Here is a 25,321-nt window from a genome sequence, read left to right on the forward strand (position 1 = left end):
TCCGTCGTCGGCAGCGTCAGATGTGTATAAGAGACAGGTCGCGAGGGGTGGCGCCCGCCTGCTCCCGCCCACGCATCCGGGACACGTGAGGACCGGCTCCGAGCCGGCCGCAGGAACGACGGACGGTCCGAAGTATTGCTTTTGTGACCATTTCGTGTCTCGGAAACGCGGAATGTCGCCTTGACGCGCTGCCGACCTCGGCAGCATGACGCTGCCGAGACGGGTGGCGTCAGCGGTTCCGGGCGGGGCGTCGCCGCGCCGCGACGTCGAGGGCGCTCGTGAGCAGTGCGACCGCGACGATGGCGGCGGCGACGCGCAGCGCGAGCCCGGCGTCAGGCGGCGTCGAGGCGAAGAAGACCGTGCCGACGAGCGCGATGCCGGCCGCGGTGCCGATGCGCTGGCCGGTCTGCAGCAGGCCGCCCGCGGTGCCCGCCCGCGCAACCGGGACGTCGGCCACGGTGAGGGTCACGTTCGGGGAGATGACGAACCCGCTGCCGATCCCGGCCACGAGGAGCGGTCCGGCGAGGGACCAGCCCGACGCGCCTCCGGTCACGGTCGTCAGCACGACGTCCGAGGCCACCAGCCCGATGAGCACGATGACGAGACCGGCGGTCACGAGCGAACGCCCCCACCGTGACACGAGCCGCCCGCCCACCGCGGAGGTGATCGCCGACCCCGCGGCGAAGGGCGTGACCGCGAGACCGGCGAGGAGCGGTGAGTAGCCGAGCGCCTGCTGGAAGTGGATCGTGAGCACGAAGAAGATGCCCGTGAAACCGGCGAAGTAGAGCGTGCCCACCGCCGCACCGGCGGCATAGCCCGGCACCCTGAAGAGGAGCAGGTCGACGACCGGCTCGCGGCCGCGGCGGCTCTCGCGGCGCTCCCAGGCGAGGAACAGCGCCAGCAGGAGGGTCCCGGCGACCGCCACCCACCACGGCACCGCCGCGGAGGTGCGGCCCGTCTCGACGACGGGCAGCAGGAGGCAGAGGACGGCCGCGCCGAGCAGGAGGACGCCGACCGGGTCGAGCTCCAGGCGACGGCTGCGGTGCCGCGGCGGCGGGTCGGGCAGCCAGCGCCTCGCGAGCAGGACGGCGGCAAGCGCGACAGGGAGGTTGACGAAGAAGATCCAGCGCCAGCCGTGCTCCGGTCCCAGGCGGTCGAGGATGAGGCCACCGGTCAGTGGACCGACGGCGGTGGAGATGCCGATCGTTGCCCCGAGAAGGCCGAAGGCCCGGCCCCGCTCGGCGCCTCGGAACAGCTGTTGGATCAGCCCCGACACCTGCGGGTTGAGGATGCCGCCGGCCGCCCCCTGGACGAGCCGCGCGAACACGAGCAGGGCACTCGTGGGCGCCAGACCGCAGGCAAGGCTGGACAGCCCGAACAGGACGACACCGACGAGGAACACCGTGCGCCGGCCGAGGGCGTCACCGAGCCGGCCGGACGGCACGAGCGTCAGCCCGAAGGTGAGGGCGTAGCCCGAGACGACCCACTGCAGCTCGCTCGACGATGCATCCAGCCCCGCCCGGACGGAGGGCAGGGCGACGTTGACGATGCTGACGTCGAGCAGCGTCATGAAGCCGGCGACGAGGCACACCCACAGGGCCTTCCACCGCCGCGGGTCGGGCCCGTCGGCGTCGTAACCGCGTCCTCCGGGGAGGGATGAGTCGGGGGCCGGCGGGGACGTCACCACGGGCCCGTACCCGGGGCGGCGGCGAGGCCCGCACGTCGTCCCACCGGGCGGATGCCCCCGTGGCGTCAGGTCAGGGCGATGACGACGACGCCGACGAGCGCGGCGACTCCGAGCACCAGTGTCGCCGCGGCGGCTCGGGCGAGAGCCGGTCCGGGCGCCGGCGCGGAGGGGCCGGCCGGGACGTCGCCGCCGCCCGTGGCGCGGACCGTGGCGTCCGCCTGGCGGTACCGACGTCGGGCCGTCACGGCCAGGTCGAGGCTCCAGACGAGCCCGAGGACGCAGGTGACCTCACCCCACGCGCCGAGGTGTGGGGGCAGGACGCGCATCCCCACGAGGGAGCCGACCGCCACCGACAGCGCGGTGCGCCGCCACGCCAGTGAGGTGCGTTCCGGCTGCAGCCCCCCACGCACGGGTGGGTCCGGCGTCGTCACAGCAGCAGGCCGACGACGACGGCCAGGGCGACGAGGCCGAGCATGAGGGCGATCGGCAGCTTGAGGCCCGAGGAGGGCAGCGGTGTCCGGCGCCGTACGGCGCGTTCGGTGCGAGTCCAGGACAACCACGCCTGCGCCGTCGCCGCGACTCCCGCGACGACGAGGACGACCGCGATCGAGGCCCGCAGCCACCCCGTCAACGGCACCTGCAGGGCCTCGACCGCCAGACCCCCGGCGATGAAGGCCAACGCGGTCCGGATCCACGCGAGGAAGGTCCGCTCGTTGGCCAGGCTGAAGCGCGGGTCCGGCTCGTCACCCTCGCCGTAGACGGACCGGGGGAAGCGGTCTCGCGGGTCGCGGTCCGGACGCACGGGCCCTCCTCGGTCGGCTCGCCGGGTCCGGGCTGTGCCGCTCGGTCGGCGCGGTCGTGCCGGCGAGGCGCCGGCGGGTCCACCCGATCATCTCGCGGGGTGGGGCGAGCGGCGCCCCGGGATGCATCCTGACCGCAGCCGGCCGTGTGGTCACCGGGACGACGGACGCCTCGGGAGCAGGCGGCGGGCCAGGCCTCGTGTCGGCGGCTCGCGCACCGGCCCGCGGGTCGGCACCGCCGCCCGTTCCCGGGCGTCCGTGAGTTCCTGCAGCGCCCACAGCGCGTCGCTGATGAGCGAGCCGTACACCGGCCACTGGCCCGGGTCGTCGAGCGGGGTGCGTCGCACCTCGTCGCGCAGCCCGAGGAGAACGTCCTCGGCGTGAGCCGCCGCGGCGTCGAAGGCCTCGTCGGCGTCGGGGTCCCGGTGCCCGAAGCGCTCCAGGGCGTGGGCCGTCGCCCGCAGCGCGCCGGCGTACCGGGTCAGGAACGTCGCGGAGGGGACCGGCTGTGCCCGGTCGGGGTTGGCGGCCTCGACCAGGGTGCGCGCCACGCCGGTCAGGTGCCAGAGGCAGTGTCGCAGGGCCGTGACGGTCTCCGCGTAGCCCTCCCAGTCGACGGTGGCCGGCCGCAGGGACGCGCGCGGGTTGAGCCGCGTGCTCTCGCGTCCGGTCTCGATCTCCTCGACGACGCGGGGCGCCGTGTCGCTGATCGCGTTGCCGCGCCGGTACCAGCGGCGTGCCGCGTCGGCGTCCCAGTCGCCCTCGAGGCCCGCCGCGACGTCGCCGAGCAGCTCGCGCACCTGCCGGGCCAGGCTCGAGACCCGTTGCCGGGGCCTGGTCAGGTGCAGGGGGCTGAGCACGAGGGCGTTGGTCATCACTCCGATGACGCCGCCGGCCACCGTCTCGACGACCGTCAGGTACGTGAAGCGCGCGTCGGTGCCACCGGCCGTGAGCAGGGACAGCAGCACCATCGCGGGCACCTGGGAGCCGTGCGAACCGAGGCGGGACCAGCGGCTGATGACGAGCGCCACGAGCGTCACCCCGAAGACCGTCCACCACGTGGCGCCGAACCACGTCGCCGCGAGCCACGCAGCACCGAGGCCGAGCACGACCGCTGCGACCCGCTGAGCGCTGCCGGCGATGGAGCGGACCATGGTGCGGTCGACGACGAGCAGGGCAGCCATCGGCGCGTAGAACGGGATCGGACTGTGCAGCACGTGCAGGGCGAACTGCCACGCCAGGACGGCTGCCAGCGACGCCTTGAGCAAGAGCAGCAGAGCATCTCGCTCCGGCCCGGGGCGGCGCAGGGCGGTGCCGAACGCCCGGGCACGGAGGCGGGCATCCGTGCGCCAGTCACCCATCGGCGGCCGGAGGGTCGGCAGAGATCAGGGCAGGAGGGCGGTGCGGCATCAGACATCCTCGCGAGGGTGGGCCCGGTCCGTGGTTGCTGAGGCCAGCGACCATACCCGCCGGCCCGGGTGCTTGCGCCGACAGCCCAGCCCTCGCGTCGGAACGGGCCCGGAGCTCCCGCGTCGCATAGCCTTGCGCTGTGGCACAAATCGGACAGCCACGGGCGAGCCCGGCGGACCGAGCGGCGCGGCAGGGTGCCTGGCTCTTCCTGCTGGCGGGGCTGCTCGCCGTCCTCGCCATCGCGCTCGACTCCGGCCGTGGCGAGATCCTGCTCGTCGTCGCGGGTCTCGACCTTCTCGCAGCGTCCCTGTGCCTCTGGTTGCCGTGGCGACGATGGCCGGTGACGCGGATCGCGTGGCTGTCCCTGCTCGCCTTCCTCGTGCTCGCGGTGTCGACGTGGGCGTTCGAGGGCCAGCCGGGCGGCACGATCCCGTTCTACGTCCTGACCTTCGTCTGGCTCGGGCTGCACCAGCCTCCGACCGTGGTGGCCTGGGCCGCTGTCCCGGCGGCCGTCTCCTACCTCGGCGGCCTCCTGGCCGCGGGCGCTCCTGCGAACGTCGTCGGGGGCAGCATCGTCGTCATCCCCGTCCTCGTGGCCGTGGGCCGCGTCATCGCCCGGAGCATGTACGACCTGCGCGAGAGCCAGCGGCTCCTGCAGTCCCAGGAGCAGTGGCGGGCGGCGATGACGGCCACCCTCGCGCACGACATCCGCTCGCCCCTCACCTCCATCACCGGTGCGCTGGAGATCGTCTCCGACGACCCGGGCACCCCCGTCGCACTGGGGCGCCTCCTCGACTCCGCGAGCAGGCAGGCCGAACGGATCACCCGGCTCGCGGGCGACCTGCTCGACCTGGAACGCATCGACCAGGGGCGGCTGCGGCTCGAGCTCACCGACGTCGACGTGCCCGCCCTCGCCGACCGGGTCGCCGGCCTGACCGACCCCAGGCAGGTGCGCGTCGAGGTGCCGCAGGGGCTCCAGGTCCACGCGGACCGTGGCCGGCTCGAGCAGATCCTCGTCAACCTCACCAACAACGCCCTGCGGCACGGCTCGGGACCGGTCGTCATCAGTGCGCACGACGAGTCCGGCGTCGTGACGCTCTCGGTGCGCGACCACGGGCCGGGGGTCGCCCCCGAAGCGGCCGCCAGGTTGTTCACCCGGCTCGCCGAGGGCCGGCCGGACACCGACTCGGTGGGGCTCGGGCTCTGGATCGTGCGCATGCTCACCGAGGCGCACGGCGGCGAGGTCTCCCACGAGAACTGCGACCCCGGGGCGGTCTTCCACGTGCGCCTGCCACAGCGCTGAGGCCCCATCGCGCGGCTGGGGCCCCGCCACCGTCACTCGTCGCACTCGTCCGCCGGCTTCGGACGGTGACGTGGCTCGACCTCGGACGACGGTGCCCTCGCTCCCGGTCGGGAACGAGGGCACCGGAGGTCAGCGAACCTGGGTCAGAGTTATGTCCGCCTTCGGGGGCGTGAGCACACGCTGGAGCACTGGACACACGGTGGTCAGTCGACACGACGGGAGCGGGATGCCCGGGGCCGCGGCAGGGAAAGGCCGAACGCGGGCCCCGTCCGGGACCCGCGTTCGGCAAAGCGCTTGCGTCAGAACGACATTTGCGTGCTGAACCGACTGATGTCAGATGTCGAAGTACATCTCGAACTCGTGCGGGTGCGGACGGAAGCGGATCGGGTCCACCTCGTTCTTGCGCTTGTACTCGATCCAGGCGGCGATGAGGTCCTCGGTGAAGACGTCGCCCTGGAGCAGGTACTCGTGGTCGGCCTCGAGGGCGTCGAGCACCTCCGGCAGCGAGCCGGGCACCTGGTCGATGGCGGCGTGCTCCTCGGGCGGCAGCTCGTAGAGGTCCTTGTCCACCGGCTCCGGCGGCTCGATGCGGTTCTTGATGCCGTCGAGGCCGGCCATGAGCTGGGCCGCGAAGGACAGGTACGGGTTGGCCGACGGGTCCGGCACGCGGAACTCGATGCGCTTGGCCTTGGGCGAGGTACCGGTGATCGGGATGCGCACGCAGGCCGAACGGTTACGGGCGGAGTACACGAGGTTCACGGGAGCCTCGTAGCCCGGAACGAGGCGGTGGTAGCTGTTGATCGTCGGGTTCGTGAATGCGAGCAGCGACGGGGCGTGCTTGAGCAGGCCGCCGATGTACCAGCGGGCCAGGTCCGAGAGGCCGCCGTAGCCGCGCTCGTCGTAGAAGAGCGGCTCGCCGTCCTTCCACAGGGACTGGTGCGTGTGCATGCCCGAGCCGTTGTCACCGAAGAGCGGCTTCGGCATGAACGTCGCGGTCTTGCCGGCGGCCCACGCCTGGTTCTTGACGACGTACTTGAACTTCATGATGTCGTCGCCGGAGTGGAGCAGCGTGTTGAACCTGTAGTTGATCTCCATCTGGCCGGCGGTGCCGACCTCGTGGTGACTGCGCTCGACGTTGAGACCGACCTCCTTGAGCTGGAGGCACACCTGATCGCGGAAGTCCGCGAAGTGGTCGACGGGGGAGACGGGGAAGTACCCGCCCTTGTAGCGGGTCTTGTACGCCTTGTTGCCGCCCTCCTCCTCACGACCGGTGTTCCAGGCAGCCTCGATGGAGTCGATGTAGTAGTAGCCGGCGTTCTGCTTGGTCTCGAAGCGCACGTCGTCGAAGACGTAGAACTCCGCCTCGGCGCCGAAGTAGGCGGTGTCGGCGATGCCCGTCGACTTGAGGTACTCCTCGGCCTTGCTCGCGATGTTGCGCGGGTCGCGGCTGTAGCGCTCGTCGGTGAACGGGTCGAGGATCGAGAAGTTCATGACCAGCGTCTTCTCGACGCGGTAGGGGTCGACGAACGCCGTGGCGGGGTCCGGCACGAGCTTCATGTCCGACTCGTGGATGGCCTGGAAGCCGCGGATCGACGAGCCGTCGAACATCTGGCCGACCGAGAAGAAGTCCTTGTCGACCGACTCAGCCGGCACGTTGAAGTGCTGCATGACACCGGGCAGATCGCAGAACCGAATGTCGACGAACTTGACGTCCTCGTCCTTGATGAACTTGAGGACCTCGTCAGCTGAGCTGAACATCCAACCTCCTGATGTGGGGCGAGGTCGCCACCCGGGAAGGAAGGGCGTCGGCCTCTGCTGTCGACAGCGACCCTAACCAGCCGCAGTTTCCCGGCCATGACCCGAATGTTTCGCCGGTGTTACGGATGGACAGGCCCGGGCAAAGCACGCGTGCGGGATCTCGTTACGCTGGTCCCGTGGTGGACCGCAAGGACTTCGGCTCGTGGCTCCAGGGGCCGCGGGAGCGCACGCAGCAGCCCGACGAGTGGCGCGGTCGTGCGCTCGGCCTGCCGCCGAGCGGGCCGGGCTCGGTGGCCGGCTTCGGCATCCGGTTCGTCGGCGTCCTCATCGACTGGGCCATCGCCTCGTTCGTCGCCCGGGGTGTGTTCGGCGTCCCGTTGCCCTTCTCCACCCCGCCGGCGACGGGTGGGCAGAACTTCGTCGTCCTCGGGATCTTCGCCCTCATGAACCTGCTGCTCGTCGGCACGCTCGGCACGACCATCGGACACCGGGTCGCCGGGCTCCAGGTGCGCTCGCTGAACGACGGCCGCGTCCTGCCGCTGCAGGCTCTCGCGCGAACGGTGCTCCTGTGCCTGTTCATCCCGGCGATCGTGTGGGACCGCGACGGACGCGGGCTGCACGACAGGGTCCCCAACACCGTCATCGTCCGCACCCGCTGACGCGCCGACACATCCCGGCGGACGCGTCGACCAGCCCTGGCTGACGCACCGACCCAGCCCCGGTCGACCGACGTGAACGGCCCCGGCACCGTGACGCTCCCGGGGCCGTGTCAGCCGAGACTGGCAGTCACGGCGGGGTCACTTGCCGCGCAGGGCCTTGCGGTCCATGCGGGCCCGTGCCGGGTCGACGCCCGGGGGCAGCGGCGCGCGCAGGCCGCCGAGCGCCTTGAGGCGCTTGTTGACCATCGCCATCTCGTCCTTGGTGATCTGCGGCTTGAGGCGCTGGACCTTGCTCGCGATCTTGTTGAGCGGGACCTCGCCGTCGCCGTTGCCGACGCGCATCGTCGTCACCGGAACGCCCGGCGCGACGCGCTCGACGCGCTTCTTCTCGGCGACGAGCAGCTTCTGGACGCGCCCGGTCGGGCCCTCGCCGACGAGGACGACACCGGGGCGGCCCAAGGCGCGGTAGACCATGGCGGCCGAGCTGATGTCGCCGGCGCGGGCGACGTCGGCGGCGACCGGTTCACGGTCGGTGTACCAGCCGCGTCGGATCGAGGTGAGCGCGGCACCGGCGGCACCGGCCTGACCCTCGATCTGGGAGTAGGCCGCGCGCTCGGCGCGCCGGCTCAGGACCACGGTCGCGGCAAGGACGCCGAAGAGCACGCCGAAGATCGCGAAGACGATCCACATGTGCAGCAGCAGGCCTGCCACGAGCAGGACACCGAACACGAGGAGGAAGGACAGCAGCATCCACCAGCCGATGGAGGGGTCCGCCGCCCTCGCCGCGCGGTAGACGTCGCGGATCTGGGACAGCCGTCCCTGCTTCTGGTCAGTGGGCGCGCCCGAGGCGCCGTCCGTGTTGCGTGCCATGGGCTCAGGATACGGCGCGGGTCTCGCGGGCCACCAATGCCGCCGCCTCCTGGCGTGCGGGGGACCCGGCCGCCTCGGCGAGGTGGGACAGGTGCTCCGGGATGGGCCGGCCCCACTTGCGCATCGCGGTGGCCCACAGGCGCCCCGCCCGGTAGGACGAGCGCACGAGGGGGCCGGCCATGACGCCCTTGAAGCCGAGGCCCTCGGCCACGTCCGACCAGTGCACGAACTCCTCCGGCTTGACCCAGCGGTCGATGGGGTGGTGCAGCTTCGACGGGCGCAGGTACTGGGTGATCGTCAGGATGTCGCACCCGGCGTCGTGCAGGTCGCGGATGGCCTCCTCGATCTCGGCGTCGGTCTCGCCCATGCCGAGGATGAGGTTGGACTTGGTGACGAGGTGCGCCTCGCGCGCCATCGTGAGCACCTTGAGCGACTTCTCGTACGTGAAGGCCGGGCGGATCCGCTTGAAGATGCGCGGCACCGTCTCGAGGTTGTGGGCGAACACCTCGGGGCGGGCGTCGAAGACCTGTCCGACGAGCTCGGGCTTCGCGCCGAAGTCGGGCGGCAGGATCTCGACGCCGGTGTTGGGGTTGAGCAGGTGGATCTGGCGGATGGTCTCGGCGTAGAGCCCGGCGGCGCCGTCGGGCTGGTCGTCGCGGGCGACGCCGGTGACGGTCGAGTAGCGCAGGCCCATCCGGCGCACCGACTCGGCGACGCGTCGCGGCTCGTCGAGGTCGAGGGCGGTGGGCCGTCCCGTGGCGATGTCGCAGAAGTCGCACCGCCGGGTGCAGACGTCACCGCCGATGAGGAAGGTCGCCTCCTTGTCCTCCCAGCACTCGAAGATGTTGGGGCAGCCGGCCTCCTGGCACACGGTGTGCAGGCCCTCGGACTTCACCATCGAGTGCAGGGCCGTGTACTCGGGGCCCATCTTCGCGGTGGTGCGGATCCAGGAGGGCTTGCGCTCGATGGGGGTCTCGGCGTTGCGCGCCTCGACGCGCAGCAGACGACGGCCGTCGGGAACGACAGACACACGGGCTCCTTGGTCGGGATTTGCTGCTCCGCACAGGTTACGCCTCGCGCGCCGGGCTCCCGACCACGGAGGTCGGCCCCGCCGCGGGGCCGCGACTCGTTCAGCGAGCGAGGTGGCCCCGCACCTCGGCCAGCCGGTCGGTGAGGAAGGCTCGCTCGACGTCGTTGCCCGAGAGCGCGATCGCCTCCTCGTACGCAGCCTCGGCCTCGTCCCAGGCCTCGAGGCGACGAAGCAGGTCGGCCCGCGTCGCGCTGAGGTAGGGGTAGATCGCCAGCGCCGGGTCGCCCGTCAGGGGCTCCAGAGCGCGCAGCCCGGCCCCGGCGCCGTCCCGGAACCCCAGCGCCGCGGCACGGCCGAGCCGGACGACCGGGGACGGCCACAGCCGGAGCAGCACGTCGTACAGCCCGGTGACCTCGGCCCAGTCGGTGGCCTCCCAGGACGGCGCCTCGGAGTGGACCGCGGCGATGGCGGCCTCGACGGTGAACCGGTCCGGGGGAGCAGCGGCGAGCGCCTCGGCGACGAGCGCCGTGGCCTCGTCGATGAGCGCCCGGTCCCACAGCGCCCGGTCCTGGTCGGCGAGCAGAACGAGCGTGCCGTCGTCCGCGACGCGCGTCGCACGACGGACCTGCGCGAAGAGCACGAGCGCGAGCAGACCGGCGACCCGCGGCTCGCCGGGCAGCAGGTCATGCAGCAGGCGGCCCATCCCGACGGCGACCTCGACGAGGTCCTGCCGCACGTGGGAGGAACCCGACGGTGCGGCGTGCCCGGTCGTGAGCACGAGGTGGACGACGTCCAGGACCGGGCCGAGGCGCTCGGGCAGCTCCGTGCGGCCCGGCACGCGGAAGGGGATCCGCGCGGCCGCGATCTTCTTCTTGGCCCGGGTGATCCGGGCCGCCATCGTCGCCTCCTGCACGAGGAAGGCACGCGCGACCTCACCGGTCGACAGGCCGCAGACGAGGCGCAGGGTGAGCGCCACCTGGGCCTCCGGCGCGAGGGCCGGGTGGCAGCAGGTGAACACGAGCCGGAGCCGGTCGTCGGGCACCAAGGTGCCGGCGGGCCCCTCGACGACGGTCGTGACGGCCTCCTCCTCGATGACGAGCAGCGGCAGCAGCCGCCGGGCGTGCGCCTCCCGGCGGACGACGTCGCGGGCCCGGTTGCCGGCGACGGTGGTCAGCCAGGCCCCGGGCCGCGCCGGGATGCCGTCGGCCGGCCACCGCTCGAGGGCGCGCTCGTACGCGTCCTGGGTGCACTCCTCCGCGACGTCGAGGTCACGGGTGACCCGCACCGTCGAGGCGAGCACGCGTGCCCACTCCTCGCGGTGGGCCCGCGCGACCGCCTCTGCGACATGCGGCGATGGCTCGGTGGGCACGACCGCCTCAGCCGTGGTCGACGATCGGGCGCACCTCGACGGCTCCGTGCTGCTCGCGCAGCTCGGGGAGCATCCGCGCGAGGGCGACGGCGGCATCGAGGTCGGGCACGTCCAGGACGTAGAACCCGCCGAGTGCCTCCTTGGTCTCCATGAACGGCCCGTCGGTCACGACGGGCGCATCACCTCCGGCGGCGCGCAGCGTCGTGGCCGTGCTGACCGACTCGAGCTGCCTGCCGCTGAGGCCGGCGGGGCCGGCTGCGGTGGAGAAGGCGACGTGCGCGGCCTCCTTCGCCTCCAGCTGGTCCGACGTCTGGGCCTCCCACTCCTGTTCGCTGCCGTAGATCAGGACGAGGTACCTGGCCATGTCTGCTCCTTCGTGGCGTCCACCGGTCCCTCCGGCTTGCACGTACGACGAACGGGAGTCGGCCGGATCGACAGGCGGGTCCGGACTGCTGTGCGCGTCAGCTCACGTCGCGGCGCCGGAAGGCCACGAGCCCGGCCACGACGCCGACCACCGCCAGCACGAGGAGGTAGACCCAGGCGTGCGTGTAGCTCAGGGTGTGCTCGGTGAAGACGCACTCGCTCTCGGTGCACGACTCCGCGAGGTAGGTGCCGCCCTTCTCGATGAACGCCGACACGTTCGTCCCCACGGTCCACGGCCTGAGCCGGCCCTGGAGGAAGGCCTGGACGGCGACGAGCTCGACGGCGACGGCGTAGCCGAGCACCGAGAGCACCGCCGCCGAGGTGTGCCGCAGCACGAGGGCGAGGCACGCGCCTCCGACACCGCCGAGCACGACGAGCACGAGCACGCGTGCGAGCAGCTGGGGGAGGGAGTCGGTGAGCGGCGTCGGGTCGGGGATCTTCAGGTCGGACCCCGGGCGGTTGACGACGGCGACCATGCGGGCGCCGGCGTTGAGCAGCGCGAGCGCGACACCACCGAGGGCGGCCGACGCGAGCCCGACGGCCACGAGCTTGCTCGCGGCGGTCCGCAGGCGCCGTGGCTGGAAGGTGAGCCACGTCGACATCGACCCGGAGGTGAACTCGGCTCCGACGGTGCTGGCGCCGAGGACGAAGGCCAGGAAGGCGAGCAGGTAGGCCGCGAAGGTCGCGGCGGTGGCGGTGATGCCGTCGGCGACGGGCGGTACGACGCCCATGTCCTCCGGGGAGGGGACCAAGCCCGCCTGGTCGCAGCCGAAGTCGATGGTCCGGTCACCCGAGCGGTCCCGTTCGGCCTGCTGGTCGCTGCGGCACTGGGCGACCTGGGCGGGCAGGTCGCGCTTGGCCTGCTCGACCACGATCGTGTAGTTGTCGAGCGCCTGGGCGAGCCTCTCGGGTTGGGTCGTGGTGTACGCGTTGTAGACCGTCACCCCGACGAACCCGACGACGGCCACGAGCAGCACCCGCGTCAGGCGTCGCCACCAGATCCGGCGCAGCTCGACCCCGACGAGGCCGGGGAACGACGTGCCCGTGGGGTGCACCTGCGAACGCGGACGCGACCGTGACGTCAGCAGCGTGCCGCTCATGCGGCACCTCCCTCGACGCCGGATTGCGCGTCGGCAGCGGACCCGAGCTCCTCGCCGGCGGTCAGGGCCAGGAAGGCGGACTCGAGGTCCGGCCGCTGGGGCACCAGCTCGCCGACGAACAGGCCGTGCCCGGCGAGTGCTCGGGTGACGCTCGCCCCGTCGTCGGTCGTGACGAGCAGGTCGGCACCGTCGCGGGTCACCTCGAAGCCGTCGGCGCGCAGGACCTGCTCGGCGCGGTCCGGGCTGGAGACGCCGACGCGCACCGTCGCCGAGGTGGCCGCGCCGAGGATCTCCTCGACGCGTCCCTCGGCGAGCAGCCGGCCGTGTCCGACGATCGACACCGTGTCGGCCACCTGCTCCACCTCGGCGAGGATGTGCGAGCTGACGAGCACGGTGCGGCCCTGGTCGCCGAGCGCGCGCATCGTGTCGCGGACCTCGCGGATGCCGGCCGGGTCGAGGCCGTTGGTCGGCTCGTCGAGGACGAGGAGGTCGGGGTCCTTGAGCAGCGTCGCGGCGATGGCGAGGCGCTGACGCATGCCGAGCGGGAACGACCCGTACCGGTCGCGGCCCCGGTCGAGCAGGTGCGTGGCCTCGAGCACCTCCTCGACGCGTCCGCGTGGCGTGCCGATGCCGCTCGCGAGGAGCGCGAGGTTCTGGCGGGCGGTGAAGGCGGGGAAGAACTTCGGCGACTCGACGATGGCCCCGACGCGGTCCGCGACGTGTGGCAGTCGCCGGGGGACCGGCTCACCCAGCACCTCCGCCGAGCCGGAGTCGGGGCGGACGAGGCCGAGCAGCATCCGGATCGTCGTCGTCTTGCCGCTGCCGTTCGGGCCGAGGAACCCGTGGACCCCGCCCAGGGGCACCGCCATCGACAGACCGGACACGGCGACCTGTCGGCCGCGTCGGCTCAGATAGGTCTTGCGCAGGTCGACGGTGCGGACGGCGACGTCCATGGTTACCCCGTGGTGGCCGGTTGCGGTGGTGGCTGCGGCGGTGCCGCGGTCGTGCATCGGTGCAGCGCTGGGCGCTGCGGCTCACCCTAGGGGGTCGGCGGCGTCGCGGTCAGGCGTCGGCGCCAGACGTCGCGGTCAGACGTCGCGGTCAGATGTCGCGGTCAGATGTCGCGGTCAGACGAGCGGCTCGGCCAGGGCGCGTCGGTTCGGTCGGAGCGTCGGCAGGATGTCGGCCAGGTGCCGCTCCACGTGGGGAAGCACCTCGGTGACGGGGACGTCGCGACCCAGCTCGGCCGACAGGGACGTGACACCGGCATCGGGGATGCCGCACGGGACGATGACCTGCCCCCACGACAGGTCAGGGTCGCAGTTGAAGGCGAAGCCGTGCATCGCCACCTGCCGGCTGACCCGGATCCCGATGGCGCCGATCTTGCGGCGCGGGCCGCGGTCGTCGGCGGCGATCCACGTGCCGCTCTCGCCCTCGGACCGGCCGGCCTCGACGCCGAAGTCGGCGCAGACGCGGATCATCATCTCCTCGAGGGCACGGACGTAGCCGACGACGTCGATGGGCGCGGGAAGCCGGACGATGGGGTAGCCGGTGATCTGGCCGGGGCCGTGCCAGGTGATCTTGCCGCCGCGGTCGACGTCGACGACCGGCGTACCGTCCTTGGGGCGCTCGTGCGGCTCGGTGCGCTTGCCGGCGGTGTAGACGGCGCGGTGCTCGAGCAGGTAGACGGTGTCGGGCTCCTCGCCCGCGACGACCTTGGCGTGGGTGTCGCGCTGCACCTGCCAGGCCCGCTCGTAGTCGACGAAGTCCGGGTCGAGGCCGAGGTGCACGAAACGCATGGCGCCAGCGTACGCCGGGCCGCAGCCGGGCCCGCGCCGTGTGGTTGGGTGGGCGCATGCCGCCGAGCGTCCCCGACCCCCGCCCCCTCCGCGTCGGCCTCGTCGGCTACGGCTCGGCAGGGCGCGGCATCCACGCGCCCCTGCTCACCCGCGCCGGGCTCACGCTCGCGGCGGTCTCCACCTCGAACGCCGAGCGTGCCGCCCAGGTCCGCTCCGACCACCCCGAGGCCGAGGTCGTGCCCGACCTCGAGGCGCTGCTCGGGGTCAGCGGCCTCGACCTCGTCGTGCTCGCCTCGCCGAGCGGGGTGCACGGCGAGCAGGCCGAGACCGTCATCGGGGCCGGGCTGCCCCTCGTCGTCGACAAGCCCCTCGCCGTCGACGCGAGCCGGGCGCTGCGCGTCGTCGACCTCGCGGCCCACCACGGCGTGCCGCTCACGGTGTTCAACAACCGACGCTTCGACCCCGAGCTGGCGGCGCTGCGCCGGGTGCGTGACGACGACGTCATCGGAACCATCTGGCGCGCCGAGTACCGCTGGGACCGTTGGCGGCCCGTGCCGAAGCAACGGTGGCGCGAGCACTTCACGGCCGAGGAGGGCGGCGGCCTGCTGCTCGACCTGCAGACCCACCTCGTCGACCAGGCGGTGCTGCTCCACGGCGAGGTCCTGTCGGTCTACGCCGAGCTCGACGCGCGCACGACGGTCGGTGAGGACGACACCTTCCTCGCCTGCCGGCACACCACCGGCGTCGTCAGCCACCTCATGGCCTCCTCGGTCAACGGGGCGCCCGGCCCGCGCGCCCGGGTCGCCGGCTCGGACGGCGCGTACGTCATCGGCAAGCAGGTCGACGACGTCAGCGTCTTCACCGAGTTCTTCAACGAGGGTGACGCCGTCGGCTGGGTGGTGCGCGGCGACGACCGTGAGCCGGGTCCCGTCGTCACCGACGCCGACCAGGCCGACTTCTACCGCGCTGTGGCCGGGGCGCTCGCCACGGACGACCCGCAACCCACGATGCCGGTCGACCCGCGCGACGCCGTCCACGTGCTGGCCGTGGTCGACGCGGCGCGGGTCAGCGCGCGCGACGGTCGCGTCGTCGAGGTGGTGACCCCGGGGCAGAGCCCCGACTGACCGCCCGGGGCCTGTGGATGAGGCCCGCGGTCCGGCCGCGCGCTCTGCTTCGATGGCCGGGTGAGCGAGCACGAGACCCCCGACGTCCCCGGGCACCGCCTCGAGGCCGTCATCGGCGCGGGGTCGTCCGCGGTCGTCTGGGCCGGGTCGGACGCGTCGGGGCGACGGGTGGCGGTCAAGGTGCCGCGGGACGCCGGCGCCGCGACCCGGTCTGTGGCCGAGCAGCAGGTTCTTCTGTCCGTGCGCCACGACCACCTCGTGGCGCTCCGGTCGGTGGTGCCGCTGCCCGACGGCCGGGAGGCGCTCGTCTTCGACCACGTCGACGGTGTCGGCCTCGCCGCGATGGTCAAGGCTCGCGGGCACCTGCGCCCCGGCGAGGTCGTCACCGTCCTGACGCCGGTGTGCGACGCGGTGGCCACCCTGCACCGGGCGGGTGGCCTGCACGGCGACATCTCGCCCTCGAACGTGCGTCTGACGCCCGACGGGCGGCCGGTCCTGCTCGACCTGGGGGCCGCACGCGTGGCCGGCTCGGATGACGAGCGGGTCTACGGCACCAGCGGGTTCGTCGCTCCTGAGGTTGCAGCAGGATGGCCCCCGTCGGAGTCCAGCGACGTCTACGCGCTCGGGGCCCTCGCCTGGTTCTGCGCGACCGGCAACGGCGCCCCCGACACCATGCTGCGTCTGGACCGCGAGACCGTCGCCTCTCACGTGGGGGAGCAGCTGGCCGACGCCATCGGCGCGTGCATCGACCCCGACCCGCTCGAGCGGCCCTCGTCCGAGGGCCTGGCACGGCTCTTCTACGAGGCCGCCCCGGCCGATCCGGTCGAGGTCGTCGTCGGCACCGACGTCGCCTCGGCGCTGACCCACCGGCTGCGCGCGCAGGCCCGCGAGGACGATCAGCCGGCGGCGGCGGCCGACCGGTGGTGGCGCCGCCTCGTCGGCCGGTCCGGCGCGACCGTGGCACCGGCGGCCCCATCCGCCGGGGGCGTGCGGCGGCCGGTCGTCGCTGCCGTCGGTGCCGGACTCGTCGCCGTCGCCGCCTCCGGCTGGGCAGTCGCGGCCGTCGCGTCGTCCGGTGGACAGGCGCGCGAGCCGGTCCCGGATGTCGTCGCCGCGCAGGCTCCTGCCCGGCGCGTGGCCTCCGCCCCGCGGCCGACGGATGCGCCGGCCCCGCCCGCCGCGACGAGCGCGGCCGCCGGGACCACCGGCGCGCCGGCGCACCGGGCGCCGGACCGGATGATGCTGCTGAGATCGCCGACGGCCCCGTCCGAGCACGCGAGCGACCTGCTGCAGGCGCTCGGCGACGCGCGCAGCCGAGCCCTCGTCGAGCGTGACGTCGCGGCGCTCGCCGCCGTGCACCGTTCCGGCGGGCCGAGCTGGTCCACCGACCGGCACCTCCTCGAGGCACTCCGGTCCGCCGGTATCCGCTGGGAGGGCCTGCGGCTCCAGGTGGCCCGGGCCACCTTCGTGGCCGGGTCGTCGTCCGGTGGCGGACCGGACGGTCCCACGGCCGCCGTCGTGCGTGCTCGCGTGGACTGGACCGCCTACACGGTCGTCACGCAGACCGGGGCCCGCGTCGCGCAGGCGGCGCAGGAGGGGGACCTGCTCGACTTCCGCCTCGTCCGCGGGGCGGACGGCTGGCGCATCGACCGGATCAGCCGCGCACCAGCCAGCTGACCGCAGCCTCGAGGTCGGGATGCTCGAAGGTGAAGCCAGCGCCCAGCAGCGCCTTCGGGACGACCCGCTGGCTGGCCACGATCGAGTCGGCGAACTCGCCGACGACTGCACGCAGGGCCAGGCGCGGTGCCGGCACGAGCGCCGGCCGGTGGAGGGCTGCGGCGACCGCCCGGGCGACGTCGCGCTGCCGGGCCGAGCCGGGGGCGGCGACGTTGAACGGCCCGGTCAGCTCGGGGTGGTCGACGAGATGGCTGATGGCGCGGACCTCGTCGACGAGCGTGACCCACGGCCACCACTCCTGCCCGGACCCCATCGGCCCCGCGAGGCCCAGCCGGGCGAGGAGCAGCAGCGGCCGGAACGCGCCGCCGGTGGAACTCATGACGAGGCCGCTGCGGACGCAGGCCACCGGCACGCCGGCCTCCCGGGCCGGGCCGGCGGCCTCCTCCCATCGCCGCACGATGCCGGACAGCACATCGCGGCCGGGACCGCTGTCCTCCGTGAGCACCTCGTCGGCGCGGTCGCCGTAGTAGCCGACGGCCGATGCGTTGACGAGCCGCGGATTCGCCCCACGGCTGCGGGCCTGGGCCAGCGCCGTGGCGACGGTCCACGTGGCGTCGGTCCGGCTGCGCTCGACCTCGCGCTTGTGCGCCGCGTCCCACCGCCGGTCACCGATGCCGACGCCGGCGAGGTTGACGACCGCGTCGACGCCCTCCAGGGCCGCGGCGTCGAGACCACCGCGCGAGGGGTCCCAGCGGACCTCACCGGGAGCGGACGGCTCTCGGCGGACCAGGCACACGACCGCGTCGCCGCGGGCCTCGAGGTGACGACGAAGCGCGCCGCCGATCAGGCCGGACGAACCGGTGATGGCGACGCGCTTCGTCATGGTTCACACCCTACGGGCGTGATGCGATGCGCACCCGCTCACGCCTCGAAGCGGCCCTCCTCCAGGCGCGCCTTCATCGTGCCGAGGAAGCGAGCGGCGTCGGCGCCGTCGACGATGCGGTGGTCGTAGGACAGCGCCAGGTACATCATCGAGCGGATCGCGATCGTCTCGCCGCCGTCCGGGTCACTGACGACGACCGGGCGCTTGACGATGGCGCCGGTGCCGAGGATCGCGACCTGGGGCTGGTTGATGATCGGGGTGTCGAAGAGGGCACCCCGGCTGCCCGTGTTCGTGATGGTGAAGGTGCCGCCGGCGAGGTCGTCCGGGGTGATCTTGTTGCTGCGCGTGCGCGCAGCGACGTCGGCGATCGCGCGGGCCAGGCCGGCGATGTTGAGGTCACCGGCGTTCTTGACCACCGGGACGATGAGGCCCTTGTCGGTGTCGACGGCGATCGAGAGGTTCTCGCTGCCGTGGTAGACCACCTCGTCGCCCTCGATGCTCGCGTTGACCATCGGGTGCGCCTTGAGGGCCTCGGTGGCGGCCAGGGCGAGGAACGGCAGGAAGCTGAGCTTGACGCCCTCGCGGGCCTCGAAGTCCTTCTTCGCGCGGTCGCGGATGCGGGCGATCTTGGTCAGGTCGACCTCGACGACGGTCGTCAGCTGTGCCGACACCTGCAGCGACTCCACCATGCGGGTCGCGATGACCTTGCGGAGCCGACTCATCTTCTCGCGGGTGCCGCGCTTCGGCGACACCGATGCAGCCGGTGCGGCCGGCGCCGACGGGGCGGCTGCGGCTGCGGCCGGAGCCGACGCGGCGGGAGCCGGAGCCGCCGGGGCCGGGGCCGGGGCCTTGGCCGCCTCGGCCGCGTCGAGGACGTCCTGCTTGCGGATGCGGCCACCGACACCGGTGCCGGTGAGCGACCCGAGGTCGATGCCGTGCTGCTGGGCGAGCTTGCGCACGAGCGGGGTGACGTACGCGGCGGCGTCGTCGCGCGAGGGCTCGGCGGCGGGCGCCGTCGCCTCGGGCGACTGCTGGGCAGGCGGGCGCTCGGCGTCGGCGGGCAGCCCGGCCGCCTGCACCTCGGCCGTCTCGGCCTGGGCGGGTGCCTGCGCAGCCGGCGAGGGAGCCGACGCCTGCTGGGCCGCCGCCTGCGCCGGTGCCTGGCTGGGCTGCCGCGGGGCCTCCTGCTGCGGGGCCTCCTGCTGCGGGGCCTCCTGCTGCGGGGCCTCCTGCTGCGGGGCCTCCTGCGGCTGCGGAGCCTGCTGCGGGGCGGGCGCGCCACCGATCACGGCGAGGTCGCCGCCGACCGGGACGGTCTCGTCCTCGCCGACGAGGATCTTGGTCAGGGTGCCGGCGACGGGGGAGGGGATCTCGGTGTCGACCTTGTCGGTCGAGACCTCGAGGAGCGGCTCGTCGACGGCGACCTCGTCGCCCTCGGACTTGAGCCAGCGGGTGACCGTGCCCTCGGTGACCGACTCGCCGAGCGCCGGCATCGTCACCGTCTGCCCCTCGCCACCGGACGAGCCGGACGCGGCCGCCTGCGGCTGCTGTGCCTGGGCCGCCTCGGGCTCGCTCGTCGCGGGCTGCGGCTCCTGGTCGGTGCTCGGGGCCTCGGGCGCGGGCGCGCTCTGCTGGGCCTGCTCGGCCTGCGGTGCCTGTTCGGCGGCGGGCGCCTCGCCGCCGCCGGCGGGAGCGGCGCCGTCACCGATGACGGCGAGGTCGGCGCCGACCGGCACCGTGTCGTCCTCCTGCACGAGGATCTCCTGCAGCGTGCCCGCGACGGGGGAGGGGATCTCGGTGTCGACCTTGTCGGTCGAGACCTCGAGCAGCGGCTCGTCGACCTCCACGCTGTCACCGACGTTCTTCAGCCAGCGGGTGACGGTTCCCTCGGTGACGGACTCACCGAGGGCCGGCATGGTCACGCGTTCTGACATGACGTGTTCTCTCCTCTTCCCAGTTACTGGCTCAAGCGTGTGCGTGCAGCGGTTTTCCCGACAGGGCCAAGTGTGCCTCGCCGAGCGACTCGTTCTGCGTGGGGTGCGCGTGGATGAGACCGGAGACGTCCTCGGGGTGGGCCTCCCAGTTGACGATGAGCTGGGCCTCGCCGACCTGCTCACCCATCCGCGCGCCGATCATGTGCACCCCGACGACGGGGCCGTCCTTCTCGCGCACGAGCTTGACGAAGCCCTGCGTGCCGAGGATCTGGGACCTGCCGTTGCCGCCGAGGTTGTACTCGTAGGTCTCGACCTCGTCGTACTTCTCGCGGGCCTGTGCCTCGGTGAGGCCGACGCTCGCGATCTCCGGGTCGCAGTAGGTGACCCGCGGGATGCCGCTCTCCTCGATGACCGCCGGGGCCAGGCCCGCGATCTCCTCGGCGACGAAGATGCCCTGTGCGAAGCCGCGGTGGGCCAGCTGCAGCCCGGGCACGATGTCGCCGACGGCGTACACGCCGGGGACGCCGGTGCGCAGGCGCTCGTCGGTGGTGACGAAGCCGCGGTCGAGGGTGATGCCGGCGGCCTCGTAGCCGAGGCCCTCGGTGACCGGTCCGCGGCCGACCGCGACGAGGAGCAGGTCGGTCTCGATGGTCTCGCCGGACTCCAGCGAGACGCTGACGACGTCACCGGACTGCGTCGCACCGGCCAGACGGACGCCGGTCTTGAACGCGATCTTGCGCTTGCGGAAGGAGCGCTCCAGCTGCTTGCTGATGGCCTCGTCCTCGGCTGGGACCAGGCGCGGCAGGGCCTCCACGACGGTGACCTCGGAGCCGAAGCTCTTGAAGACGGAGGCGAACTCGACGCCGATGACACCACCACCGAGGACGACGACGCGGGCCGGCACGTGGTCGATGGTGAGGGCCTGCTCGCTCGTCATGATGCGGCCGCCGATCTCGAGGCCGGGCAGCGTGCGCGGGCTGCTGCCGGTGGCGAGCACGACGTTGCGCCCGGTGAGGCGCCGATCGCCTACAGCGACCGTGTTCGGGCCCTCGAGGACGCCGGCGCCCTCGACGTAGTCGATCTTCGCAGCCTTGACGAGGCCCTGCAGACCCTTGTGCAGACGGGAGACGACACCGTCCTTGTACGCGTGGACTCCGCCCATGTCGACCGACTCGAAGGTCGTCTTGACGCCGAAGTGCGCACCGTCGCGCGCGGAGTCGGCGACCTCGGCGGCATGCAGGAGGGCCTTGGTCGGGATGCACCCGACATGGAGGCACGTGCCCCCGAGCTTGCCCTTCTCGACGAGGGCCACCGAGAGCCCCAGCTCCGCCGACCGGAGGGCACAGGCGTAGCCACCCGACCCCCCGCCGAGGATGACGACGTCGTAGTCGCCTGCGGCGTCAGCCGACATGTTGGTGCGCTCCTTCAGGATGGGGGGCCACCCGGGGGTGTGGGTGCAGGAGCATCTTGTCATTGATCACGAGGGACGTCACAGGCAGGTCGCGCCCGCCGGCACCCTTGCGAGGACTCGCGAAGGCACGCGGCGGCAGGCGAGGCGCGGCGACGGCACGGCCCGCCACCTGCGCGGACGCACTCCCGGCACGGGTCGAGCACGTACAGTGCGGCCATGGGTTGGTTCTCCCGGCGCGGTGCAGGCCGGACGTCGGCGCGCCTCGGCCGGTCGGACGGACCGGGCATGGACATCGACCGCAAGGCCGTCGAGGCCCACCTGCGGGGGTTCGTCGAGGGCCACCGTGGTGTCGAGGCGTACGTCGAGCCGGCCACGAGCGTCACGACGACGACGGTCGTGCTCATCGCGTGGGACGGCGAGTGGACGCGCCGCGCGGTCGGCACGCCGAAGGATGGCTTCGAGCTCGCGCGGCGGCTCGGCGTCCCTGCCTACGACGTCAACCACACCGGGTACCCCGGCCGGATGCGCGAGTACAACACGCGCAAGCGTCACGGCGACGCCTGACACGTCGGTGAAAGAGGTGGACCGGCGGCGGTCCTGCTGACAGGGTGAGGTCGTCCCCACCGTGCCGTACCGGCGCGCCCCGCCACGCATCCAGGAGGTCTCGAATGTCGAACCAGGAAGGTGCCCAGGTGGGCCCGGACGAGGAGATGAAGGCGAAGTTCCGGGCCGCCCTCGACAAGAAGCACGCGCACGGCGGCAAGGACGTCTCCGACGACCACGACCGCTCCAAGGTGCACGGCGCGCACGGCCCGGCCAAGGCCCAGCAGATGTTCCGGCGCAAGTCCGGCGGCTGACCGTCCTGCCGCGACCTCGAAAGGCCAGAACGCACCACGCGTTCTGGCCTTTCGGTGTGCCCGTCGCTCAGGCGTAGGACTCCGCGACGGCCACCAGCGTGCGGACGCCGAAACCGGTGCCGCCCTTGGGGGCGTAGCCGTTCGGGGACTTGTCGTTGAAGGCCGGCCCGGCGATGTCGATGTGGCTCCACGGGATGCCGTCGCCGACGAACTCGCCGAGGAAGAGGCCGGCCGTCAGCATGCCGCCCTCCGGGCCGCCCTTGTGCGCGAGGTCGGCGTTGACCGAGTCGAGACCACCGCGCAGCTCCCTCGGCAGCGGCATCGGCCACATGGCCTCGCCTGCGCCCTGGGCGGCGTCGAGGACCCGGGTCCGGAAGGCCTCGTCGTTGCCCATGACGGCGGCGGTGTCGGCCAGGGCGATGACCTGCGCGCCGGTCAGGGTCGCGATGTCGATGATGGCGTCGGGGGCCTCCTCGGAGGCGAGGGCCAGGCAGTCGCCGAGCACCATGCGGCCCTCGGCGTCGGTGTTGAGCACCTCGACCGTCTTGCCTCCGCGCATCGTCACGACGTCGCTCGGCCGCTGCGCCGTGGCGCTCGGCATGTTCTCGGCCAGACCGAGGTAGCCGGTGACGGCGATCGGCAGACCGAGCTCGGCGACGGCGAGCACGGCGCCGGCGACGGCGGCGGCCCCGGCCATGTCGCACTTCATCGTCAGCATGCCGCTGGCGGGCTTGATGCACAGGCCGCCGGAGTCGAAGGTGATGCCCTTGCCGACGAAGGCGATCGAGGCCTTCGGGCGCGCGGGGGAGTACGAGAGCACGGCGATGCGAGGCTCGTTGGCGGAGCCCTGGCCAACGCCCACCGTGCCGCCGAAACCGCCCGAGCGCAGCGCCTTCATGTCGTAGGACCGCAGCTTGACCTTCGTGCCCTTGACGCGGCCGTTCAGGGACTCGACGAAGGTCTCGGGGTACAGCAGGTTGGGCGGGAGGTTGACGAGGTCCCGGGTGTAGGCGACCGCGGTGCCGAGGGCTGCGGCGCGCTTGACGGCACGTCGGGACGCCGCGTCGCCGGGGCCGACGAGGGCGAAGGCCGTGGTGGGCGTGTCGTCGTCGGCACCGACCTTGGTGACCGCGTAGGCACCGAGCGCGATGCCCTCGGCCGTCGCGGCGACGACCTCGACCGAGCTGCCGGGAACGGCGACGACGACCTTCTTCTTCGATGCCAGGCCGCGAGCGGCGGCCCCCATGCCGCGTCGGAGGTCCTCGAGGACGGCGGCGTCCGGCACGGCGGTGAGCGCGCCCACGCCGGCGAGGACGACGAGGCGGGCCCGGACGTCGGGTACCGCGGCCAGCGTCGTCACCTCGCCGACCTTGCCGGCCAGCTCGAGGTCGGAGACGACCGCCTTGAGGTGGGCGACCGTGGTGCGTGGCAGGTCGTGCCCCGGCGCGAGGGTCGCACCGTCGTCGCCGGCGACGAGGGCGACGACGAGCGCGTCGCCGGCCGTTTCCGCGGCCGAGCGGTTCGTGATGGTCAGCTGGGCCACGGAGGACTCCTTCAGGACGTGGTGCCGGTCGGGCCACGGGAGTGGTGCGACGAGGATGGGTCGGTGGACGCGGCGCGGGGCGCGCGGCCTGCTGCCGTCCCGACGCGTGGTCCGTCGTGCGGTCCGGCGTCCGGTGGCGACGGCGCCGATGATAACGAGGGAGCCGCAGACGACTCCGGAGCGGGACCCGCGTGGCGTGCGACCCCGGTGCCGGGGCACCTGCCGGTGGCCACCGACCGGAGGGCGCCGCGGCGGAAGGAGCCCCCCGCGCTGGCGGTAGGTTGACCCGCATGACGACAGCGCCGTCGGGGACGACCTCCCCGCTCACCTCGCCCCTCCACGACCGACACGTCGCCCTCGGCGCGAAGATGGCCGACTTCGGTGGCTGGGACATGCCGATCGAGTACCCCGGTGGGGGTGTCGTCCGCGAGCACACGGCCGTCCGCGAGCGCGTCGGCGTCTTCGACGTGAGCCACCTCGGCAAGGCCACCGTGACGGGTCCCGGGGCCGCCGACTTCGTCAACGCCTGCCTGACGAACGACCTGCGCCGCATCCAGCCCGGCTCGGCGCAGTACACGCTCTGCTGCGACGAGTCCGGCGGCGTGGTCGACGACCTCATCGCCTATCTCCGCTCGGACGACGACGTCTTCCTCATCCCCAACGCGGCCAACACGGCCGAGGTCGTCCGCCGGCTGCGTGAGGCAGCGCCCGAGGGGATCGAGGTGACCGACCGGCACCGTGAGTACGGTGTCATCGCCGTGCAGGGCTCCCGGAGCGACGAGGTGCTCGAGGCGCTCGGCCTGCCGATCGGGCACGACTACATGTCGTTCGTCGAGGCGCAGTGGGACGGCCGCCCGGTCATCGTCTGCCGCACCGGCTACACCGGCGAGCGCGGGTACGAGCTCGTACCCCGCTGGGACGCCACCCCGGCGCTGTGGGACGCCCTCGTGGCCGCGGCCGAGCCGTTCGACGGCCTGCCCTGCGGGCTCGGCGCCCGCGACACCCTGCGCACCGAGATGGGCTACCCGCTGCACGGCCAGGACCTCTCGCTCGACATCACACCGGTGCAGGCTCGCGCCGGCTGGGCGGTCGGCTGGAAGAAGGACGCGTTCTGGGGCAAGGACGCGCTCGTCGCCGAGAAGGCGGCCCCGACGCGACTGTCGCGCGGGCTGCTCGTCACCGGGCGTGGCATCCCGCGGGCGCACTGCACCGTGAGCCGCGGTGGCGAGGTCGTCGGCGAGGTGACCTCGGGCACGTTCTCGCCGACGCTCAAGCAGGGCATCGCACTCGCGCTCCTCGCGCCGGACGTGGCCGACGGGCAGACCGTGTCGGTCGACGTGCGTGGCCGCGACGTCGAGGCAAGGGTCGTCAAGCCCCCGTTCGTCGAGGTCCAGGTGCGGGAGGCCTGAGGCCCGCGCGTCAGCCGGAGACGCGCAGGCCCACGACCGCGACCACGAGCGCGGCGGCCAGCGACACCTCGACGGCCGCCCCGACGACGTCGCCGGTGACGCCACCGAGGCGGCGGACCGCGTGGCTGCGCACCGCCAGGGCACCGGCACCGGCCGCGAGCACGGCGGCCACGCCGGTCAGAGCGGACGCCGACACGGAGGAGGCGACCCAGCCGCCACCCACCCTGTCTCTTATACACATCTGACGCTGCCGACGACGGAGAGAGTGTAGATCT

At 73.1% G+C, this 25,321-nt stretch carries 24 protein-coding genes; 7 read left to right on the forward strand and 17 right to left on the reverse strand.

The annotated features are described in order from the left end of the window. Positions 1-229: 229 nt before the first annotated feature. The 4 genes from ACR9ZK_RS10910 to ACR9ZK_RS10925 all read right to left on the reverse strand — a co-directional run bounded on the left by ACR9ZK_RS10910 (position 230) and on the right by ACR9ZK_RS10925 (position 3,848). The gene (locus ACR9ZK_RS10910) at positions 230-1,684 is read right to left on the reverse strand and encodes an MFS transporter (RefSeq protein ID WP_481341929.1); all 1,455 of its coding nucleotides are present in this window, start codon (positions 1,682-1,684) and stop codon (positions 230-232) included. A 68-nt stretch (positions 1,685-1,752) separates the two neighbouring features. Then, positions 1,753-2,118 carry a DUF202 domain-containing protein gene (locus tag ACR9ZK_RS10915; protein WP_481341930.1) on the reverse strand — a complete coding sequence of 122 codons (366 nt, stop codon included), beginning with the start codon at positions 2,116-2,118 and terminating at the stop codon, positions 1,753-1,755. Beyond that, a complete protein-coding gene (locus ACR9ZK_RS10920) occupies positions 2,115-2,489 on the reverse strand; it encodes a YidH family protein (protein WP_481341931.1) in 375 nt (124 codons plus the stop codon). The genes ACR9ZK_RS10915 and ACR9ZK_RS10920 overlap by 4 nt, the downstream gene beginning before the upstream one ends. A gap of 150 nt (positions 2,490-2,639) precedes the next feature. Continuing rightward, entirely contained in the window at positions 2,640-3,848 is a 1,209-nt protein-coding gene (locus ACR9ZK_RS10925; RefSeq protein WP_481341932.1) for an FUSC family protein, read from the reverse strand. Positions 3,849-4,036: 188 nt separating this feature from the next. On the opposite strand from ACR9ZK_RS10925, the gene ACR9ZK_RS10930 reads away from it, so the two are divergent. After that, the gene (locus ACR9ZK_RS10930) at positions 4,037-5,200 is read left to right on the forward strand and encodes a sensor histidine kinase (RefSeq protein ID WP_481341933.1); all 1,164 of its coding nucleotides are present in this window, start codon (positions 4,037-4,039) and stop codon (positions 5,198-5,200) included. Between the two features lie 333 nt (positions 5,201-5,533). On the opposite strand, the gene glnA is transcribed toward ACR9ZK_RS10930, so the two are convergent. Next, complete coding sequence (gene glnA, locus ACR9ZK_RS10935; RefSeq protein WP_481341934.1) at positions 5,534-6,958, reverse strand: type I glutamate--ammonia ligase; 1,425 nt, start codon at positions 6,956-6,958, stop codon at positions 5,534-5,536. 176 nt (positions 6,959-7,134) lie between these two features. Here glnA and ACR9ZK_RS10940 point away from each other — a divergent pair, with 176 nt between their 5' ends. Then, a complete protein-coding gene (locus ACR9ZK_RS10940) occupies positions 7,135-7,617 on the forward strand; it encodes an RDD family protein (protein ID WP_481341935.1) in 483 nt (160 codons plus the stop codon). 138 nt (positions 7,618-7,755) lie between these two features. Here the strand turns inward: ACR9ZK_RS10940 and ACR9ZK_RS10945 are convergent, their stop codons facing one another. The 7 genes from ACR9ZK_RS10945 to lipB all read right to left on the reverse strand — a co-directional run bounded on the left by ACR9ZK_RS10945 (position 7,756) and on the right by lipB (position 14,208). Next, positions 7,756-8,487 carry a DUF4191 domain-containing protein gene (locus ACR9ZK_RS10945; RefSeq protein ID WP_481341936.1) on the reverse strand — a complete coding sequence of 244 codons (732 nt, stop codon included), beginning with the start codon at positions 8,485-8,487 and terminating at the stop codon, positions 7,756-7,758. Positions 8,488-8,491: 4 nt separating this feature from the next. Then, positions 8,492-9,517, reverse strand: coding sequence for a lipoyl synthase (lipA, locus tag ACR9ZK_RS10950; protein ID WP_481341937.1), 1,026 nt, complete (start codon positions 9,515-9,517; stop codon positions 8,492-8,494). A gap of 100 nt (positions 9,518-9,617) precedes the next feature. Then, positions 9,618-10,886: an RNA polymerase sigma factor gene (locus tag ACR9ZK_RS10955; RefSeq protein WP_481341938.1), complete on the reverse strand. Its 1,269-nt coding sequence runs from the start codon at positions 10,884-10,886 to the stop codon at positions 9,618-9,620. 7 nt (positions 10,887-10,893) lie between these two features. Next, the gene (locus ACR9ZK_RS10960) at positions 10,894-11,250 is read right to left on the reverse strand and encodes a YciI family protein (RefSeq protein ID WP_481341939.1); all 357 of its coding nucleotides are present in this window, start codon (positions 11,248-11,250) and stop codon (positions 10,894-10,896) included. Between the two features lie 97 nt (positions 11,251-11,347). Beyond that, the gene (locus ACR9ZK_RS10965; RefSeq protein ID WP_481341940.1) at positions 11,348-12,409 is read right to left on the reverse strand and encodes an ABC transporter permease subunit; all 1,062 of its coding nucleotides are present in this window, start codon (positions 12,407-12,409) and stop codon (positions 11,348-11,350) included. Further along, positions 12,406-13,362 carry an ABC transporter ATP-binding protein gene (locus tag ACR9ZK_RS10970; RefSeq protein ID WP_481341941.1) on the reverse strand — a complete coding sequence of 319 codons (957 nt, stop codon included), beginning with the start codon at positions 13,360-13,362 and terminating at the stop codon, positions 12,406-12,408. Before ACR9ZK_RS10970 ends, ACR9ZK_RS10965 begins: the two co-directional genes overlap by 4 nt. Positions 13,363-13,536: 174 nt before the next feature. Continuing rightward, on the reverse strand, positions 13,537-14,208 hold the full coding sequence (lipB, locus tag ACR9ZK_RS10975) for a lipoyl(octanoyl) transferase LipB (RefSeq protein WP_481341942.1): 672 nt from the start codon (positions 14,206-14,208) through the stop codon (positions 13,537-13,539). A gap of 56 nt (positions 14,209-14,264) precedes the next feature. On the opposite strand from lipB, the gene ACR9ZK_RS10980 reads away from it, so the two are divergent. Both ACR9ZK_RS10980 and ACR9ZK_RS10985 read left to right on the forward strand, forming a co-directional pair. Further along, positions 14,265-15,332 (forward strand): Gfo/Idh/MocA family protein, encoded by a 1,068-nt coding sequence (locus ACR9ZK_RS10980; protein WP_481341943.1) that lies wholly within the window; start codon positions 14,265-14,267, stop codon positions 15,330-15,332. A 60-nt stretch (positions 15,333-15,392) separates the two neighbouring features. Next, positions 15,393-17,009, forward strand: a complete 1,617-nt coding sequence (locus tag ACR9ZK_RS10985) for a protein kinase domain-containing protein (RefSeq protein WP_481341944.1) — start codon at positions 15,393-15,395, stop codon at positions 17,007-17,009. On the opposite strand, the gene ACR9ZK_RS10990 is transcribed toward ACR9ZK_RS10985, so the two are convergent. The 3 genes from ACR9ZK_RS10990 to lpdA are packed head-to-tail and all read right to left on the reverse strand — an operon-like array spanning position 16,987 to position 21,237. Beyond that, entirely contained in the window at positions 16,987-17,892 is a 906-nt protein-coding gene (locus ACR9ZK_RS10990; RefSeq protein WP_481341945.1) for a TIGR01777 family oxidoreductase, read from the reverse strand. The genes ACR9ZK_RS10985 and ACR9ZK_RS10990 overlap by 23 nt on opposite strands. 38 nt (positions 17,893-17,930) lie before the next feature. After that, on the reverse strand, positions 17,931-19,826 hold the full coding sequence (gene sucB, locus ACR9ZK_RS10995; RefSeq protein WP_481341946.1) for a 2-oxoglutarate dehydrogenase, E2 component, dihydrolipoamide succinyltransferase: 1,896 nt from the start codon (positions 19,824-19,826) through the stop codon (positions 17,931-17,933). 31 nt (positions 19,827-19,857) lie between these two features. Then, positions 19,858-21,237, reverse strand: a complete 1,380-nt coding sequence (gene lpdA, locus ACR9ZK_RS11000) for a dihydrolipoyl dehydrogenase (RefSeq protein ID WP_481341947.1) — start codon at positions 21,235-21,237, stop codon at positions 19,858-19,860. A gap of 216 nt (positions 21,238-21,453) precedes the next feature. Between lpdA and ACR9ZK_RS11005 the strand changes: the two genes are divergently transcribed. Further along, on the forward strand, positions 21,454-21,801 hold the full coding sequence (locus ACR9ZK_RS11005) for a hypothetical protein (RefSeq protein WP_481341949.1): 348 nt from the start codon (positions 21,454-21,456) through the stop codon (positions 21,799-21,801). Positions 21,802-21,905: 104 nt separating this feature from the next. Continuing rightward, entirely contained in the window at positions 21,906-22,094 is a 189-nt protein-coding gene (locus ACR9ZK_RS11010; RefSeq protein WP_481341950.1) for a DUF5302 domain-containing protein, read from the forward strand. 67 nt (positions 22,095-22,161) lie between these two features. Here the strand turns inward: ACR9ZK_RS11010 and ACR9ZK_RS11015 are convergent, their stop codons facing one another. Next, positions 22,162-23,637 (reverse strand): leucyl aminopeptidase, encoded by a 1,476-nt coding sequence (locus ACR9ZK_RS11015; protein ID WP_481341951.1) that lies wholly within the window; start codon positions 23,635-23,637, stop codon positions 22,162-22,164. Between the two features lie 290 nt (positions 23,638-23,927). Here ACR9ZK_RS11015 and gcvT point away from each other — a divergent pair, with 290 nt between their 5' ends. Then, positions 23,928-25,046: a glycine cleavage system aminomethyltransferase GcvT gene (gene gcvT / locus ACR9ZK_RS11020; protein WP_481341952.1), complete on the forward strand. Its 1,119-nt coding sequence runs from the start codon at positions 23,928-23,930 to the stop codon at positions 25,044-25,046. A gap of 10 nt (positions 25,047-25,056) precedes the next feature. On the opposite strand, the gene ACR9ZK_RS11025 is transcribed toward gcvT, so the two are convergent. After that, positions 25,057-25,321, reverse strand: a 265-nt coding sequence (locus ACR9ZK_RS11025) for an adenosylcobinamide-GDP ribazoletransferase (RefSeq protein WP_481341953.1), incomplete at its 5' end; no start/stop codon positions are given.

It is taken from the genome of Monashia sp. HAY1-5C, from assembly GCF_056755255.1.